Annotated in this window: 12 protein-coding genes; 7 read left to right on the top strand and 5 right to left on the bottom strand. The window is 67.8% G+C overall.

Annotated features, from left to right (window positions below):
- Window positions 1-172: 172 nt before the first annotated feature.
- The 3 genes from FBZ87_RS21595 to FBZ87_RS29495 all read right to left on the bottom strand — a co-directional run bounded on the left by FBZ87_RS21595 (window position 173) and on the right by FBZ87_RS29495 (window position 4,440).
- On the bottom strand, window positions 173-1,864 hold the full coding sequence (locus FBZ87_RS21595; protein ID WP_145612653.1) for a M61 family metallopeptidase: 1,692 nt from the start codon (window positions 1,862-1,864) through the stop codon (window positions 173-175).
- Between the two features lie 148 nt (window positions 1,865-2,012).
- On the bottom strand, window positions 2,013-2,498 hold the full coding sequence (locus FBZ87_RS21590; RefSeq protein ID WP_145612652.1) for an Lrp/AsnC family transcriptional regulator: 486 nt from the start codon (window positions 2,496-2,498) through the stop codon (window positions 2,013-2,015).
- 4 nt (window positions 2,499-2,502) lie between these two features.
- The gene (locus FBZ87_RS29495; RefSeq protein ID WP_211107047.1) at window positions 2,503-4,440 is read right to left on the bottom strand and encodes an ornithine cyclodeaminase family protein; all 1,938 of its coding nucleotides are present in this window, start codon (window positions 4,438-4,440) and stop codon (window positions 2,503-2,505) included.
- A 390-nt stretch (window positions 4,441-4,830) separates the two neighbouring features.
- Between FBZ87_RS29495 and FBZ87_RS21575 the strand changes: the two genes are divergently transcribed.
- The 7 genes from FBZ87_RS21575 to FBZ87_RS21545 all read left to right on the top strand — a co-directional run bounded on the left by FBZ87_RS21575 (window position 4,831) and on the right by FBZ87_RS21545 (window position 15,599).
- On the top strand, window positions 4,831-6,084 hold the full coding sequence (locus tag FBZ87_RS21575) for an aminotransferase class V-fold PLP-dependent enzyme (protein ID WP_211107046.1): 1,254 nt from the start codon (window positions 4,831-4,833) through the stop codon (window positions 6,082-6,084).
- A gap of 122 nt (window positions 6,085-6,206) precedes the next feature.
- Complete coding sequence (locus tag FBZ87_RS21570; RefSeq protein WP_145612650.1) at window positions 6,207-6,710, top strand: RidA family protein; 504 nt, start codon at window positions 6,207-6,209, stop codon at window positions 6,708-6,710.
- Window positions 6,711-6,849: 139 nt separating this feature from the next.
- On the top strand, window positions 6,850-8,337 hold the full coding sequence (locus FBZ87_RS21565; RefSeq protein WP_145612649.1) for a S10 family peptidase: 1,488 nt from the start codon (window positions 6,850-6,852) through the stop codon (window positions 8,335-8,337).
- Window positions 8,315-10,285, top strand: coding sequence for an alpha/beta hydrolase family protein (locus FBZ87_RS21560; protein WP_246134525.1), 1,971 nt, complete (start codon window positions 8,315-8,317; stop codon window positions 10,283-10,285). The genes FBZ87_RS21565 and FBZ87_RS21560 overlap by 23 nt, the downstream gene beginning before the upstream one ends.
- 226 nt (window positions 10,286-10,511) lie before the next feature.
- Complete coding sequence (locus FBZ87_RS21555) at window positions 10,512-12,662, top strand: amidohydrolase family protein (RefSeq protein ID WP_246134524.1); 2,151 nt, start codon at window positions 10,512-10,514, stop codon at window positions 12,660-12,662.
- Between the two features lie 29 nt (window positions 12,663-12,691).
- Complete coding sequence (locus tag FBZ87_RS21550) at window positions 12,692-14,191, top strand: S10 family peptidase (RefSeq protein ID WP_145612648.1); 1,500 nt, start codon at window positions 12,692-12,694, stop codon at window positions 14,189-14,191.
- Window positions 14,192-14,276: 85 nt separating this feature from the next.
- A complete protein-coding gene (locus FBZ87_RS21545; RefSeq protein ID WP_145612647.1) occupies window positions 14,277-15,599 on the top strand; it encodes an APC family permease in 1,323 nt (440 codons plus the stop codon).
- On the opposite strand, the gene FBZ87_RS21540 is transcribed toward FBZ87_RS21545, so the two are convergent.
- Together FBZ87_RS21540 and adh are read right to left on the bottom strand one after the other, a co-directional pair.
- Complete coding sequence (locus FBZ87_RS21540) at window positions 15,596-16,015, bottom strand: DUF779 domain-containing protein (protein WP_145612646.1); 420 nt, start codon at window positions 16,013-16,015, stop codon at window positions 15,596-15,598. The two genes, FBZ87_RS21545 and FBZ87_RS21540, sit on opposite strands and share 4 nt — an antisense overlap.
- A gap of 14 nt (window positions 16,016-16,029) precedes the next feature.
- Window positions 16,030-17,550: an aldehyde dehydrogenase gene (gene adh, locus FBZ87_RS21535; RefSeq protein WP_145612645.1), complete on the bottom strand. Its 1,521-nt coding sequence runs from the start codon at window positions 17,548-17,550 to the stop codon at window positions 16,030-16,032.
- Window positions 17,551-17,774: the final 224 nt, after the last annotated feature.

Genomic DNA, 17,774 nt, shown 5'->3' with positions numbered 1-17,774 from the left:
TGTGATCCCCTATTCATTCTGGTATCGCCCATGGGGTCTTCCGCCCCTGTCCGGCATAAATCTACCTTCTTCGGGCAGCCCTCGATAGTGCCGGTTTCAGGGAACGACGGGCCGGCGGCGGTCATGAAAAAGGGCCGGGAAAGACCCGGCCCCCATGTGTCGACCCAGCCGGTCAAAGATGGCAGGCCCTGTCCTCCACCCCCGGCACGCGTTCCCAATGCCAGCTAGTCACGGCCTGGCCGCGTGGCAGATAGGTGAAGCTCTGCTCCTTGCCGTCGCGCTTGACGGTGATCTCCATCTGCTTGGCCGGGTCGTCCATCAGCGCCTGCTTGGGACTGGACCTCACGATCAGGTCGCCTTCCTTCACGCCGGCCTGGGCGGCCGGACTGTCGGCGCGCAGATCGGCCACCACACCCAGGCGCATCTCGTCATAGCCCAGGTCGAAGGGACGCTCCGCCGCCTTCACGGCGTGGTAGCAGGGGGTGAAGCCGGTGGGGGCGGGCTCGATCAGCTTACCGGCCACCATGTCCTCGTACTCCTGCCGCCCGGGTTCGCCCAACTCGCGCACCACCATCGCCACCCATTGCTCCAGGCCCACCTTCTCGCCTTCGCGCTGGCGCTCCAGCACCTCCAGCACCAAGTCGTCCAGGCTGCGCGTGCCGCTGGATTTGGCGCGGATTTCGGCGTCGACGCGGGCCAGGTACATGAAGCCCCGGCCGTAGGGCACGCGTTGGGCGCGGGCGTCGCTCCAGAACTTGGCACCGGCCTGGGTGTTGGTCAGGGCCACGTAGGGGTTGGTGTAGTAGCCGGAGGCATGGTCGTTGACCACGCGCAGGAACTTGGCCTGGTCGATCACGCCGGCGCGCAGCGCCAGCACGACGGAATAATATTCGGCCATGCCCTCGGTGTACCAGGCGGTGGCGGCATGCTCTCCGCCATCCAGCCTGGGCCAGTTGTGGGTCATCTCATGCGCCAGCAGCATCTGGGTGTCGCTGGCGGCGGTGGTGCCGTCCACGCCATAGCCAAACATGAAGGACTTGGCCAGGGCCGTGCCCCCGCCGGCCGGGTAGGGATTGGCGCGGATGAAGACGCGGTAGGGCGCGCCGTCATCCTTGAAGAAATGGGCCATGTAGCCGTAGAGGCGCTGGATGCCCGTGGCCAGGTCGTTCACGTCGAACGGCGGCTGGGTCAGCCAGTACAGGCCGAAATTGCCCTTCCCCTCCGCTGGCACGCTCTTCACCGAGCCGGTGGCGTAGAAGGAGAAGGCCAGCAGTTCCGCCGGGGCGACCGTGGATTGGTCGCCTTCGCCCAGGCTCCATATCCCCCGGGCGCCCTTGGGCATGCCTGACAGGTCCCACTTCAGGCTGATGCGGTAGGGCTGCTCCCCCGCCGGCAGGGCCAGGAAATAGACGCCCGCACCCATCAGGCCGTCTGCCTGCTGACGCAGATCGAACAGCGGGCCGTTGCGCGTGGCGACGCTGACGGCGCGGGGCGGGGTGCCGTACCGCACCACCACGTCGCCCACCGTGGCCCGGCCCGCGTCATAGTGGCGGTAGCTGCCGGTGGGCGTCGGCGCCTCATCCGCCATGGTCAGCGGCAGGGGGCCCTTGTCGTCCCGCGCCACGATGGCGCTGGCGTCATAGCCCGCCGTGGGGGTGGAGACGATGGTGGTGGGCATGCGCAGCAGGGGCTGGCCGGCGGCCACGCCGGGATGCGCGATGCGCAGTTCCACGTCCATGCGATCGGCCACGCCGCCGCTGGCGTGCGGACGCAGCACGACGTCCAGGGGGGCTGGTGCCTCGGCGGCGGCGGCGCTAAATGTCAGCATGGAGGTGGCCAGCAGGCCCAAGGTCAGTTTTCTCATGGATGGTCCCCACCTGTTCTGTCCGGCCGTTTCCAGCCGCTCATACGCCCCCGCGTTCCCGCATGATGGCGGACGGCGGCAGGTTTATGTTTTCCCAGTGCCGGCCCCGCGCTGGGTTCCGGGCATAGGCTATGCGTCGCGGGGACGCTTATTGGAACGTGCGCGGTTTCAGCGGGATGGCCGTGGTGCTCTTGGCCTCCGACAGGGTGACGATGGAACGGATGTCCTCCACCCCCGGCAGCTTCATCAGGGTGTTGAAGATGAACTCCTGGTACCACTTCACGTCCGGCGCCACGATCTTCAGCAGGGCGTCCATTTCACCGAAAACGGTGTAGCACTCCAGCACCTCGGGGATGTTCTGGATGCCCCGGAAAAAGGTCTCGCGCTCCTCCTCCGACAGCCGGGCGATCTTCACCTGGGCGAAGATGTGCATGTCGAAGCCCAGTTTCTGCCGATCGACCAGCACCACCTGGGACTTGATGTAGCCCTCGTCATGCAGGCGCTGCACGCGGCGCCAGCAAGGGGATTGCGAGATGCCCACCCGCTCCGCCAGCTCCGCCGTGGTCAGCGAGGCGTCGCGCTGCATATGGGTCAGGATTTTCATGTCGATGGCGTCGAGTTCCGCGTTCGCCATGGCCTCAATCCTTCTTCAGCAGAGGCCAGGCGGCGGCCAGGTCCTGGACCACATGGCCCAGCGACTTGTAGAGCGTGACCTGCTCCGCCGACTGGCGGCCCTCGGCGTGGCCCGCCAGCACCTCCCCGATCTCCGCCACCACGTGAGCGTCGCCGATCAGGCCGGCGGCCTTGGCCCGCAGGAATTCCGCCCCCTGGCGCAGCACATGCTCCCGGCAATCGGCGATGAAACGGGACCGGATGACCAGGTCGTGGTCCACCTCCACCGGGCCGGCGATGCTGGAGCCCACGACGTTCACGTGCGCCCCCGGCGCCACCCAGGCGCCGTGCAGGATGGGTTCCCTCGCGGCCGTCACGGTGCAGACGATGTCGGCGTCCACCACCGCCTCCTGCGCGCTGGCGGCGGCGCGGACGGGCAGGCCCAGTTCCTCCGCCAGCCGCGCGGCGAAGGCGGCGGCGCGGCCGGGGGAACGGCCCCAGACGGTGACGCGGTTCAGGCGGCGCACCCGGGCGATGGCATGGGCATGGGTCAGGGCCTGCTCGCCATAGCCCAGCAGGGCCAGGGTCTTGGCCTCGGGCCGGGCCAGGGCGTCGGTGGCCACGGCGCTGGCCGCCGCCGTGCGGATGGCCGTGACCTCCCCGCCGTCGACCACGCCCACAGGCTTGCCGCTGTCACGGTCGAACAGGACGATGACGCCCTGGTGCGAGGGCAGGCCCTTGTCGAAATTGTCCGGGAACACGGCCACCAGCTTGGCGCCGAAGGGCCCGCCGCCAAAGGGCCCACCGTTGAGCGCGCCGGGCATGACGCCGAACATATGGCCGTGGTCCAGGGGCAGCACGCCGCGTGGCAGCTGCTGCGTCTCCCCCTTGGACAGCGCCGTCATGGCTTGGCGTACGATGGGAATGCAGGTGTCATAGTCCAGGCTGTCGGCCACGGCATGTCCGTCGACGATGGGCAGGGGCGACGTGGCGGGATGGCGGGCGTTTTCATACAGCCAGGCCGTGGCGGCCACATCCTGCACGGCATGGCCCAGGGACTTGTAAACGGTGATCTGCGCCGCCGACTGCCGGCCTGGCGCCCGGCCCGCCAGCACCTCCCCGATCTCCGCCGCGATGTGGTCGTCACCGAGGGTGCCGGCCGCCTTGGCGCGCAGGAACTCCCCGCCATGGACCAGCACATGCTCCCGGTGGTCGACGATGAAGCGGCTGGCCGCCACCAGGTCGGTGTCGATCTCCGCCTGGGCCGGGCCGCTGGAGCCAACGACGTTCACATGGGTGCCGGGGGCGATCCAGTCGCCGCGCAGGATGGGATCGGCGGCGGCGGTGATGGTGCAGACGATGGCGGCACCGGCCACGGCCCGCTGCACGCTGTCATGGGCTTGGGTGTCGATGCCGGTGGCGGCCTGCACCTGGGCGGCGAAGGCCTGGGTCTTGGCGGGATCGCGGCCCCAGACGCGAATGTGGCGCACAGTGCGCACGCCGGCCAGTGCCAGGGCATGGGCCAGGGCCTGGCGCCCGGTGCCCACCAGGGCCAGGGTGTCGGCATCCGGCCGGGCCAGGGCTTCGGTGGCGACGGCGCTGGCCGCGGCGGTGCGGATGGCCGTGACCTCGGCCGCATCGGCCAGGCAGACGGGGCGGCCGCTGGCGCCGTCAAACAGCACCACCAGCCCCTCGTGCGCCTTGCGGCCCTGGCCATCGTTATAAACGCTGACCAGCTTGGCGCCGAAATAGCCGGGCCGGTCCGCACCGACGAAGGCCGCCGGCATGATGGCGAAGGTGCGGCCGGCGCCCAGGCTGATGAAGCTGCGCAGCTGCTGGCGCACCCGTCCGGTGCTCAAGTCCACCATGGCCTGGCGGACGGCGGAAATGGCCGCCCCATGACCCAGGCCCGCACGGACGGCGGCGGCATCGAAAACGGCAAGGCCGGACGGCGCGAAACCCATGGGTGTCTTCCCTGTCATCCTGTTCCCGAACCACCTTAGGGCAGGGGATGGGGTTTTTCTTTCCGGAGTTCCCGGCAAAGCCACCATCCATCCGGTAGAATTTCCACCATTCCGACCAGCGTGGGCAGGTTTTATGCATGGATGCCGCCAAAGCGGGTGAGAAGCACCGCCGCGCCATCCTCAACGGGGTGGAATGATAATTCCGGGAATGGCCCCTCAGGGCACGTCCATGCGCGGTCGATCCGACGAACGGATAAAATTTCCCGGGCGCCGCCCAAATGCCTGCAACTTCGCCAAAAATGCCCCCGGGGTTTCCGCTAGCATGGTTTCAGCCAGGGAGCCTCTTGGCCAACGGGCGCCTTTTCCAAACCCACGAGTACACGGATGAGAATGACGCGCAGGGACGTGATGCTGGCCGCCGGCACTCTCACCATGGCCGAAGTCGTGCCGGCCGCCGTAGGCGCCCAGACGGCCCCGGCCGTTGCGCCCAAGCCGACCCTGCCTACGCACTTTCCGGACAAGGCGTCCTTTTTCCCCCACGACCTGGTTTATCTCGACAGCGGGTCCCAGCACCCCGTCAGCACGGGCGCCAAGGCCGCCGTCGACACCTATCTGTCCAAGCGCATGCTGGACCCGGCGGCGGCGCACTATGATCTGCCCGACGACGGCGTGCGGGAGAAATTCGCCCGTCTGGTGAATGCCGATGCCGACGACATCGCCTATGTGCAGAGCACCACGGCGGGGGAACAGATGGTGCTGCGCGGCCTGGGGCTTCCCAAATCGGGCGGCCACATCATCACCGACACGCTGCACTTCTTCGGGTCCCTGCCGCTGTATGAGGAGATGCAGCGCCATGGGGTGGAGGTCACCTGGGTGGAGCCCAAGGAGGGCCGCATCCTGCTCTCCGACCTGAAGCAGGCCATCCGCAAGGACACCAAGCTGGTGGCCCTGTCGCTGGTCTCCACCATCAACGGCTTCGAGCATGATTTGAAGGCGGTGTGCGACCTAGCGCATGCGAACGGCGCCCTGGTCTACGCCGACATCATCCATGCCGCCGGCTGCGTGCCCGTCGATTTGAAGGGCAGCGGCGTCGATTTCGCCGCCTGCGCCAGCTACAAGTGGCTGATGGGCGATTTCGGCCTGGGCTTCGTCTATGGGGCCAAGGCCGCCCGCGCCCAGCTGGCACGCACCGAGTACGGCTATTACGGCATGAGCGCGTTCAAGCCGCATATCTACCCCTTTGACCCGCCGGGCGGGATGATCGCCGACTACGCCTACGCCGACACGGCGGAGGGCACCTTCGCCCACGGAACCCACGCCCATATGGTGATCGCGCAGCTGGACCATTCCCTGGATTACATCCTGGGCGTGGGCGTGCCGGCCATCCAGGCGCATGCCCAGGACCTGATCGGCCGGCTGAAGCGGGAATTGCCAAAGCTGGGCTACAGCCTGATGACCCCGCCCGAGGCCACCACGCCCCTGGTCACCTGCGCCTATGAGAACGCGCGGGAGAAGCTGGGGCCCAAGCTGGCGGCGGCCAAGATCAAGATGACGGTCAGCGCCAACCGCTTCCGCGTCACCCCTTCGGTGTTCAACGACCACACCGATATCGACCGGCTGCTCGCCGCACTCGGTCATGCCTAAGGTCGTGCGTTCAGGTTGTCTGTTAAAAAGAGAGTTTTGGCAGTTGGGTTCATTCAGAAAAATGCCGGGCAGGGTGGGGCGGTGACAAACCGTCCCACGCGCCGGAACGGGGACATGTTTCCATGCGCATCATCAGTTTGGCTTTGCTGGGCTATCTGCTGGCCGGCCCGGCCCTGGCCCTGACGGCCGCGCCGCCCGGCGGCCCGGATGAGGGAGACGGTGCCACCAATGGCACCATCGCGGCACCGCCGGCCGGCGTGCAATTCTATCGCCCGGAAACGACCAGGGTGCCCTATTCCCAAGTCGTGCGCGTGGGCGACATCCTCTACGTTTCCGGCCAGCTGGGTGTGAACCAGGACGGCAAGGTGGTGGGCGACATGGGCGTCCAGGCCAAGGCGGCCATGGACAACATCAGCGCCGCCCTGGGCCGCGTGGGCAGCGGCATGGGCGCCGTCTTCAAATGCACTGTCATGCTGACCGACATGACGCAGTGGGCGGCCTTCAATCAGGTCTATGTCAGCTATTTCAAACCGGATCGGCTGCCGGCCCGCAGCGCCATGGGCGTCGGCGCCCTGCCGCTGGGCGCGGGTGTCGAAGTCGAGTGCTGGGCCTACGCGCCCAAATAACGCCAGCGGCTCGTGCCGCTGTAGGCCCTGACTGGGGCCGCCAGAGTTTTGCGGGGAGCATCAGCGGACTGCAAAACGAGGAAGCCAAGGGCGCGGATGCGCCCGTCCGGCGACTGAGGGAACAAATAATGGGGATACCATGATGGGCAAACGGGCGCGCGGCCTGGTTCTAAGCCTGATGATGACGGCCGCCGCGGGGACGGCGCTCGCTCAAGGTGCGCCGGTGCCCGAGATCGCGGGCCCCATCCTGGGGCCGGTGACCACGCCGCACAGCATCACGCTGAGTGGCAAGACCGTGCGCTACACCGCCACCTTCGCGGAGACGGTGTTGAAGGACGCGGCCGGCAAGCCCTTGGCCTCGATCTCTGCCACGTCCTATGTGGCGAGCCCGATGGTGAAGACCCGGCCGGTGCTGTTCGTCTTCAACGGCGGGCCCGGCGCCTCATCCTCCCCCTTGCATTTCGGCGCCTTCGGGCCGCGCAGCATCGTGAAGGGGGCGGACGGCAACCGCGTGCTGGCCGACAACCCGAACAGCCTGCTGGCCGATGCCGACCTGGTGTTCATCGATCCGGTGGGCACCGGCTTCAGCCGGGTGCTGCCCGGCGGCGACGGGCACCCCTACTGGAACGCCGACGGCGACGCCCAGGCGGTGCTGGGCCTGATCCGCGACTGGCTGCGCGACCAGGGGCGTGCCGGCTCCCCCGTCTATATCGCCGGGGAGAGCTATGGCGGCTTTCGCCTCGCCACCATGATGAAGTTCGTGGGCGACCTGCCCATCGCCGGCTTGATCCTTATCTCCCCCGCCTTGGACTTTACGGCGACGGCGGAGAATCCCGGCAACGACCTGCCGCACATCTTCGAGCTGCCGGCCATGGCGGTGACGGCCTGGAAGCATGGCCGCGCCAAGATCGACGCGCAGACGCCGGACCAAGTGTTCCAGGTGGCCGCCAACTATGCCGAGGGCCCCTACGCCCTGGCCCTGCTGAAGGGCGGCCGGCTGCCGGCGACGGAGCGCGACGCCGTGGCCGCTCGTCTGGGCGAGTTGATCGGCCTGCCGGCCAAGACCATCGCCGATGCCAATCTTCGCATCGGCACGCAGACATTCCTGGAGACGCTGCTGGCCGACCAGGGTCTGGTGGTGGGCCGCCTCGACGGCCGCGTCACCGGGCCGGCGCCCAAGGACGCGCCTGCCGACCGTCCGGCCGCCGCCAAGGATCCGGCGCTGGGGCTGGGGCGCACCAACGTCATCACCTCCAGCGTCGCCACCGATTATTTCAAGCGTGAGCTGAACGTGCCGGTGGACCGCGACTATGTGTCCCTGACCCTGGACGTGAACTTTGGTTGGAACTTCCAGCCGGCCAAGCGCGAGGACGGATTCTACGTCAACGCAGCACCCGACATCGCGCCGGTGATGAAGGCGCAGGCCAGGACCCGCCTGCTGCTGGTCGGCGGCTATTACGACATGACCGTGCCACTGCTTTCCGCCCGCTACGCCATCGACCGGGCCGGCATTCCTCTTGACCGCGTGACCGTTGCCGCCTTCGATGCGGGCCACAGCCCCTTCGACGGGGAGGCGGGGCAGGTTCGGATGCAGGAGATGATGCATGGCTTCTTGGTGGGGCGCTGATCGCGGGTTTGTTGGGGCAACGGCGATCGGCCTGGTGCTGGCGGTGTCTGGGGTGGCCGGGGGCGCGCAGGCCGCCAGTTCGCACCAGTACACCGGCCTCAGCCTGTCGGGCGACGGCAAGCGCCTGGTGGCGGTCGAGGCCGACAAGGACGAGGGGGCGGGCAGCGCCGGCCATGGCACCGTGGTGGTGCGCGGCACGGATGGCGCTGTCGCCCTGACGCTGGATCCGTGCGCCGCCTGCCGCTATGCCGGGCCCGCTTGGTCACCGGACAACAAGGTCCTGGCCTTCGTCGGCACCTCCGGCGGGCAGGCCATCCTCTATCTGGCAGAGGGCGGGACGGTGCGTCCGCTGACCGCCGTCCAGGGTCTGGCCAGCACGCCGCGCTGGTCGCCCGACGGCACGGAAATCGCCCTGCTGGTGACGGAGAACGCCAAAAAGGAGGCGGGTGCCACCCATGCTGGTGCCCGCCAGGTGGGGGAGCAGGGCGAGGGCGACGACGTCCAGCGCATCGCCATCGTCACCGTTGCCAGCGGTGCCGTGCGCCTGGTCAGCCCGGACAAGACCTATGTCTATGACTATGACTGGATGCCGGACGGCAAGGGCTTCGTCGCCACCGCCGCTGAGGGCAATGGCGACAACAACTGGTGGATCGCCAGCCTGCGCGCCTTCGGCCGCGATGGATCGGCCCGGATTATCGCCAGCCCCCAAACCCAAGTCGCTTTCCCCCGCGTGTCGCCCGACGGCAAGACCGTGGCCTTCATCGGCGGGCTGATGAGCGATTTCGGCTCCTTCGGTGGCGACGTCTACACCGTGCCCGTCAAGGGCGGGGTGCCCAAGGACGTGACCGCCGGCTATGCCGGCACGCTGACCTCGCTCGCGTGGCGGGGCAACCGCTTGGTGGCCGGCGTCACCCTGGGCGGGGAGACGGGCAGCGCCGTGGTCGATCCCGCCAAGGGCACTGTGATGGAGATCGAGACCGCCCCTGCCACCCGTACCGCCGGCGATGGCCGCATGGCGCTGGACCGCGCCGGCATCCACGCCGCCTGGGTGGCGGAGGGCTTCGACTTCGGCCCGCGCATCGAGTATGGGCGCCTGGGCGACCTGGCGGCCATCACCCACGACAACGACGGCCTGGCGCCGCTGGTCACCGTCACCAGCCTGAGCTGGAAGAACGACGGCATGACCGTCCAGGGCTGGCTGGTGACGCCCAGGACGCCGGTGGCCAATGACGCCAAGCGGCCCATGGTGGTGAACATCCATGGCGGCCCGTCGGCCGCGCACACGCCACGCTTCGTCTGGGGCGACATCATTGCCGCCTTCGCCAAGGCGGGCTATGCCGTGTTCCTGCCCAACCCGCGCGGCAGCTTCGGCCAGGGGGAGGCGTTCACCCGCGCCAACATCCGCGACTTCGGCGGCGGCGACCTGCGCGACATCATGGCCGGCATCGACGCGGCGGAGGCGCAAGCGCCCATCGATGACAACCGCCTGATGATCTTCGGCCGCAGCTATGGCGGCTTCATGAGCATGTGGGCCATCACCCAGACCCAGCGCTTCAAGGCTGCCGCCATCGGCGCCGGGCTGTCGGACTGGTATTCCTACTACGGCCAGAACGGCATCGACCGCTGGATGATCCCCTTCTTCGGCAAGTCGGCGTACGAGGATCCGGAGATTTACGACCGGCTGTCGCCCATCCGCTACATCCGCAATGTGAAGACGCCCACCCTGCTGCATGTGGGGGAACGCGACATCGAAACCCCGGTGATGCAGACGCGCGAGTATTGGCACGCCCTGCGCGCCATGGGCGTGGAGACCAGCTTCATCGTCTACGCCGATGAGGGCCACGTCATGCAGAAGGCGGAAAACATTGAGGATTTGAACCGCCGCATCATCGCCTGGTTCGACCGGCACATCGGTGGCGCCGGTACGGCCGGTGGGGCTCAGCACTAAGGGCGGATGGGGTGCCGGCGGCGCCGGCACCCTTATGCTGGGACCGGGGCTGTGGCGGCATAGTTTATGCGACGCCCGAGTGCTTTCTTCCATATCGGCATAATCTATCCCCCCAGCGCGCGATAGGCTTTCCCCAATACAGGGATCCTGGTCCGGCGGCGCCGTCGACGCGCCGGACAGGCTGGGCCGGTAACCGGCCTGATGGGAAGAAGCAGGAGCACCGGGCATGAACACGCGCGTTTCCCCCCGCCATCTGGCGACCGTCCTCTGGCTGAACGGCGCTGCCGCGCTGGCCCTGACCGCCGGCATGGCGCAGGCCGCCGCCGTCACCGAAAAGCTGGTCATCGTCCAGAATGGGGAGAACATCGGCACCGTCACCGGCACGACCGACGGCGCGTCGGTCAGCGTCGACTATTACGTCGACGACAATGGCCGGGGCCCGAAGCACAAGGAAAATCTCACCATCGGTGCCGGCGGCATTCCCACCAGCTGGACGGTGGGCGGCACCTCGCTGATGGGTGGCAGCGTCAACGAAAGCTTCAAGTGGGAAGGCGGCCAGGCCAGCTGGGCCAGCCAGGCGGACAAGGGGGCGGTGCCGGCGGCCAAGGCGCCGCTGTATGTTGTCAACGACGACAGCCCCTGGGCGCTCGGCGTCTATGCCCGCGCCCTGTTGAAGGCCCCGGGCAACAGCCTGCCGCTGCTGCCCGCCGGCACTATGCGGCTGGTCAAGGTCAAGGCCACCACGCTGGGTGTGGGCAAGGACGCCGTGCCCTTGACGCTCTATCGTATCGAGGGCGTGAACCTGCAGCCGGACTATGTGCTGTTGGACAAGGCGGGCCGCCTGTTCGCCACCTTCGGCGGCCACTACCTGACCATCCGCCAAGGCCATGAGAAGGAAGCCCATACCATCCAGGCCCTGGGCGCCGAAGCTGAGCGTACGCTGGCGCGCGACCGGCAGAAGGCGCTGGCCCATCGCTACACCCAACCGGTTCGTATCCGGAATGTTCATGTGTTCGATCCGCGCACCGGCACGCTGGGCGGCTTATCCACCGTCATCGTGCTGCGCGACCGCATCACCGCCGTCCTGCCGTCGGACCAGGACCCATCTGGTGGGAATGGGGCCCAACCTGACGACCAGGTGATCGTGGACGGGCAGGGCGGCACCTTGATGCCCGGCCTGCACGACATGCATTCCCACACCACGCTCGATTCCGGGCTGTTCTACCTGGCGGCCGGCGTCACCGAGACGCGGGACATGGGCAACGACAACGCCTTCCTCCAGGACCTGATGCCCCGCATCGAGGCAGGGGAATTGGCGGGCCCGCGCATCACGCCCAACGGCTTCCTGGAAGGCCGCAGTCCCTATTCCGCCCGCTTCGGCATCATTCCGGAAACGATGGCCGACGCGGTCAAGGCCGTGGACTGGTATGCCGACCGCGGCTATTTCCAGATCAAAATATACAATTCCATGACGCCGGACTGGGTGCGACCCATCGCGGACGAGGCGCACAAGCGCGGCATGACCGTCACCGGCCACGTGCCGGCCTTCGACACGCCCGACCGCTGCATCAGGGACGGCTACAGCGAGATCACCCACATCAATCAGCTGATGCTGGGTTGGCTGCTGAAGCCGGAGGAGGATACCCGCACGCCCCTGCGCCTGACTGCCATGGCGCGCGCAGCCGACCTGGATCTGAACTCTGCCCCCGTCCAGGCGACGGTGAAGCTGATGGTGGATGGGCACATCGCCCATGATCCCACGGCCGTCATCCTGGAACGCCTGATGCTGAGCCGCGCCGGTGTGACCCCGCCCGGCGATGTCGATTACCTCGACAACATGCCCATCGGCTATCAGCGCTATCGCAAGCGCACCTTCGTACCCCTGAAGTCGCCGGCCGACGACCAAGCGTACGTGAAAGCATTTGGTAAAGTGCTGGAGACGCTGAAGCTGCTGCACGACAAGGGCATACGCCTGCTGCCGGGCACGGATGACGTCACCGGTTTCACCGTGCACCGGGAAATGGAGCTGTACACCATGGCCGGCATCAGCCCGGCGGAGGTGCTGCGGCTGTCCACCCTGTCGCCCGAGGAGTACATGGGCCACAGCGATCTGGGCACCGTGGAGCGCGGCAAGCTGGCCGACCTGGTGCTGATCGCCGGCGACCCCACCCAGGACATACGCGCGGTGAAGAAGCCGCGCCTGGTGATGAAGGGGGGGGCCCTCTACTACCCGAGCGAAATCTACCAGTCGCTGAGCATCAAGCCCTTCGCCGACGCCCCGCCGGTGACAGTGCCCAAGGTGGTGGAGGGGCCCGGTGACAGCCTGGGCGCGCCCGGCCTGTTCGGCGGCGGCCATGACGACGACCTGGGCGACTGAGCAACGACTAAGAATCCTGGGGGCGCATCATGGGTAAATGGAAGACGGCGTTGATGACGGGGGGGGTGCTTGCGGGTCTGATGGCCGGCCAAGCCCCGGGCGCGGAGGCGGGCGGGGGGCCCGCCGCTATCCCTGCGCCGCGCGTGTTCACCTCCGAGCACAGCGGCACCTTTAACGGGCAGAAGCTGCGCTATACGGCGACGGTGGCGGAAACCATCCTGACCAATCCCGCCGGGCAGAAGACGGCCAGCGTTTTCACCACCAGCTACATCCGCACCGACGTGCCCAAGGGCAGCGTGCGGCCCGTGGTGTTCGTCTTCAACGGCGGACCGGGCTCCGCCAGCCTGTGGCTGCACATGGGCTTCGTCGGCCCCAAGCGGGTGGACTTCGCCGACCCGGTGCACCCGCCGACCACGCCGCCCTTCCACACGGTGGACAACCCCGACAGCCCGCTGGACGTGGCCGACATCGTTCTGATCGATCCGCCCGGCACCGGCTACAGCCGCATCCTGCCCGATGGCAAGCCGGAGCAGTTCTACGGCACGGCCCAGGATGCGCAGATGACGGTGGACGTCATCGAGCGCTGGACGCGGGAGCATGACCGCTGGAACGCGCCCAAGTACCTGATGTCGGAAAGCTACGGCACCGTCCGGGCGGCCGTGGTGGCCCGCCTGCTGGCCGGGGGGCCCATGGCCACGGGCACCATGGACGGCATGACCCTGAACGGCATCATCCTGCTGGGACAGTCCATGGACATGTCGGGCACGGCGGGGGATGACGTGCGTGTCCTGACGGCGCTGCCCACCCTGGCGGCGACCGCCTGCTATCACCACCAGGGCCCGGCCGGCTGCACGGCCGAGGGCCAGGTGGGCGCGGCCAAGGCCTTCGCGGCCGACCGTTACCTCAAGGCGCTCTATGCCGGCAACACGCTGCCGGAGGCGGAGCGCGAGGCGGTGACGGCGGAGCTGTCGTCCCTGACTGGCCTGTCGCCCGCGGTCATCAAGGCCAACGACCTGCGCATCAGCACCGGGGTTTTCGCCCGTGAACTGCTGCAGGGCCAGGAGATTGGCGCTTATGATGGCCGCTACACCCTGCCGCTGGCCGGCAGCGCCGAGGACCCGGTGGCCGACGACCCGGCCATGGGCCAGTACGTGCCGGGCTTCGTCGGCGCCTTCAATGACTACATCCGTCATGACCTGGGCGTGACGGTGGCGGAGCCCTACGAAGCCATCTCCTTCCGGACGGTCAACGCCCGCTGGGATTACGGCAAGGCTTCGGGCGCCGAGACCAACCATGCCAAGGATCTCGCCACCGCCATGCGCCGCAATCCGCGCCTGCGGGTCATGGTGGGGGCCGGCTACTATGACCTCGTGACGACCCTGGGCTCCGCCGCCTACACCATCGCCCACGCCGGTATTCCCCAGGACCGCACGGAAACCCATCTCTACCCCTCGGGCCATATGCCCTATATGGGCAATGAGGCACGCACTGCGTTGGCGCGCGACGTGCGGACTTTCCTGAGCCGGTAGTGTTCCCTCAATCGCCGGGCGCCCGCGTCCTACAACGGCACGGCAATGCCGTTGACCGAGCATATTTAGGATTGGTTCATTCCTCATGAGTGACAGCACGGCCGGCCTGAAGCCTGGTGGCTTGAAACAAGGCGTCACCCTGATCGACCTGGTGATGCTGGGGGCGGGCACCGCCATTGGGGCCGCCATCTTCTCCGTGCTCGGCCCCGCCACCCAGGTGGGGGGCGCCGGCATCCTGGTGGCGGCCGGGTTGGCGGCCCTGCCCATGGTGCTGTTCGCCCTGGTCTATGCCTACATGGCCTCGGCCGTGCCGCGCACCGCGGCCTCCTATGAGTGGCAGCGGCAGTTCAGCCACCCGGTCATCGCCTTTTCCATCGTCTGGCTGCGGGTGTTGAGCAACGCCGTGGTCATGATCGTTTTGGGCCGGGTGCTGATGAACTACCTGGGCATGGTGCTGCCCCTGCCGGCGGCGCCGGTCATCCTGGGCCTGTTCACCCTGATCTTCGCCCTCAACTACCTGGGCGTGGCCGTGGCGGCGCGGGCCCAGACGGTGCTGATGATCATGCTGCTGGGCCTGTTCGCCGTACTGGTCGTCAGCGGTGCCCCGCAGATGAAGCCGGAACTGTTCGTGCAGGCGGTGACCGGCGGCTGGACGCCCATCCTGGCGGCCCTGCCGCTGATGATCCAGCTGTTCCTGGGCATCGAAACGGCGACCGAGGTGGGGGAGGAGGTCAGGAACGCCAAGGTGGTGGTGCCCTGGGGCATCGCCCTGGGCCTGCTGCTGACCGTGGTCGTCTACGTCGCCGTCTCCTTCACCGCACTCAGCGTCGTAGGGCCCGGGGAACTGGGCCAGGCCAAGGCGCCCCTGCTGATGGTGGCGCAGGCCACGCTGGGCCGCTGGGCCACGCCCCTGATCGTCACGGCGGCGGCGGCGGCGCTGATCAAGTCGATGAACGCCATCTTCCTGGTCTACGCCCGCTTCCTCTATGCCATGGGTGCCAGCGGCGTGCTGCCGGCGCCGCTGGGCCGCATCCACCCCCGCTTCGGCACGCCGCACGTGGCCACCGCCGTGGCTTTCCTCGCGTCGTGCGTCGGCCTGTTCCTGCCGGACAGCCTGCTGTTCCTGCTGCTGTCCATCAACGTGCCGACGATGATGAAATACTTCGGCTCCTGCCTTGCCGCCTACAACGTGGCGGACAAGCACCCGGAAGTGCGGGCCCAGGCCCGGCTGCGCTTCAGCCCGGGCCTGGTGAAGGCGCTGTCGGCCCTGGGCATGGTGGCCGCCCTGGTCATCGCCGCCCTGGGCTTCGGCACCGACTGGCGCCCCTACGCCTTGCTGGCCGTCTGGCTGGCGCTGGGCCTGGCCTATTATGCCCGAACCCGGCGCCAGCGGTTGGCTGCCGCCTAGCCATTCAGCGCCGCATTCTCCTCATCCGTGAACAGCCGCGACCGGGTGAGGAAGCGCAGGCCCTCCGGCCCTTCCAGGGAGAACATGCCGCCCCGGCCGGGCACCACGTCGATGGTCAGGCGGGTGTGCTTCCAATACTCGAACTGGGCTTTGCCCATGTAGAAGGGCTGGCCGCCGATCTCCCCCAGCAGGACGTCGCCGTCGCCGGTCATGAACTCCCCGCGCGGGTAGCACATGGGCGCGCTGCCGTCGCAGCAGCCGCCGGACTGGTGGAACAGCAGGGGGCCGTGGCGGGCCTCCAGCCTCTGGATCAGCGCCAGCGCCTCCGGCGTCGCATCGACCCTCAGCACGGCGGCCCGGACCACCGATTCCGATGGTCCGGATTCCGTGGAGGCCTGGCTGTCCGGCTTTGGCATGGCCAAGCCCGCCATCAGAAGAAGCCCAGGGCGTTGGGGCTGTAGCTGACCAGCTGGTTCTTGGTCTGCTGGTAATGGTCCAGCATCATGGCGTGGTTTTCCCGCCCGATGCCGGATTGCTTGTAGCCGCCGAAGGCCGCGTGCGCCGGGTACAGGTGGTAGCAGTTGGTCCACACCCGGCCCGCCTGGATTTCCCGGCCGAAGCGGTAGGCGCGGTTGATGTCGCGCGTCCACACGCCCGCACCCAGGCCGTACAGCGTGTCGTTGGCGACGTGCAGGGCCTCTTCCTCGTCCTTAAAGGTGGTGACGGCCACGACCGGCCCGAAAATCTCCTCCTGGAAGATGCGCATGCGGTTGTTGCCCTGGAACACCGTGGGCTGGACGTAGAAGCCGCCGGCCAGGTCGCCCGACAGTTCCGCCCGGTTGCCGCCGGCCAGCACCTTGGCGCCTTCCTTTCTGCCGATATCGAGGTAGGAGAGGATCTTCTCCAGCTGCTCGCTGCTGGCCTGGGCGCCGATCATGGTGTCGCCGTCCAGCGGGTTGCCCTGCTTGATGGCCTGCACGCGGGCCAGCGCCTTGTCCATGAAGCGGCCGTACAGGCTTTCCTGGATCAGGGCGCGGGAGGGGCAGGTGCAGACTTCGCCCTGGTTCAGGGCGAACATGACGAAGCCCTCGATGGCCTTGTCCAGGAAGGCGTCGTCCTGGGCCGCCACGTCATCGAAGAAGATGTTGGGCGACTTGCCGCCCAACTCCAGCGTCACCGGGATCAGGTTCTGCGAGGCGTACTGCATGATCAGCCGGCCGGTGGTGGTTTCCCCGGTGAAGGCGATCTTGGCGATGCGGGAACTGCTGGCCAGGGGCTTGCCGGCCTCGACACCGAAGCCGTTGACGACGTTGACCACGCCCTTGGGCAACAGGTCCTGGATCAGTTCCATCAGCACCAGGATGCTGACCGGCGTCTGTTCCGCCGGCTTCAGCACCACGCAGTTGCCGGCGGCCAGGGCCGGGGCTAGCTTCCACGTCGCCATCAGGATGGGGAAGTTCCAGGGGATGATCTGGCCCACCACGCCCAGGGGCTCATGATAATGGTACGCGATGGTGTTGTGGTCGATCTCCGAGATGCCGCCCTCTTGCGCGCGAATGGCGGCGGCGAAATAGCGGAAATGGTCGGCTGCCAGGGGAATGTCGGCGGCGCGCGTCTCGCGGATGGGCTTGCCGTTGTCCCAGGTTTCCACTGTCGCCAGGGTTTCCAGGTTGTCGTCGATGCGCTGGGCGATCTTTTCCAGGATGCGGGCGCGGTCGGCGGCCGAGGTGCGGCCCCAGTCACGTTTGGCGGCGTGCGCCGCGTCCAGCGCGCGCTCGATATCCTCCGCGTTCGACCGTGGTATCTCGCAAATGACCTGGCCTGTGATGGGGGTGGTGTTCTGGAAATAGTCGCCGGACGCCGGCGGCACCCACTCGCCGCCGATGAAATTGCCATAGCGGCTCTTGAACGAGACCGGGCTGCCATACTGTCCGGGAGCGATCTTGGCCATGTAACGTGTCCTCCAGCTTGTTTTGCGCCTCAGGCGGGCGGTTTGCGCTGGCTTTCCAATGGCAAGGGCCGTGCCAACGGCGTCGGCAATTTCAGGAATCCCGCCAGATCAAGCCCTTAATCCATGCCACTTAGGTCGGGTTGCGGGGGCCGCCGATCTGCCCCATGCTTTCCCGCAAAGAGGGGCGCCGGATCTGTCGCAATGCGCGACATGTCCGCGACACC

This window comes from Nitrospirillum amazonense (assembly GCF_007828035.1).
In the GTDB taxonomy this organism is placed as follows: domain Bacteria; phylum Pseudomonadota; class Alphaproteobacteria; order Azospirillales; family Azospirillaceae; genus Nitrospirillum; species Nitrospirillum amazonense.
The sequence above is the reverse complement of the archived record's forward strand: the minus strand, read 5'-3'. Positions and strand labels throughout refer to the sequence as shown.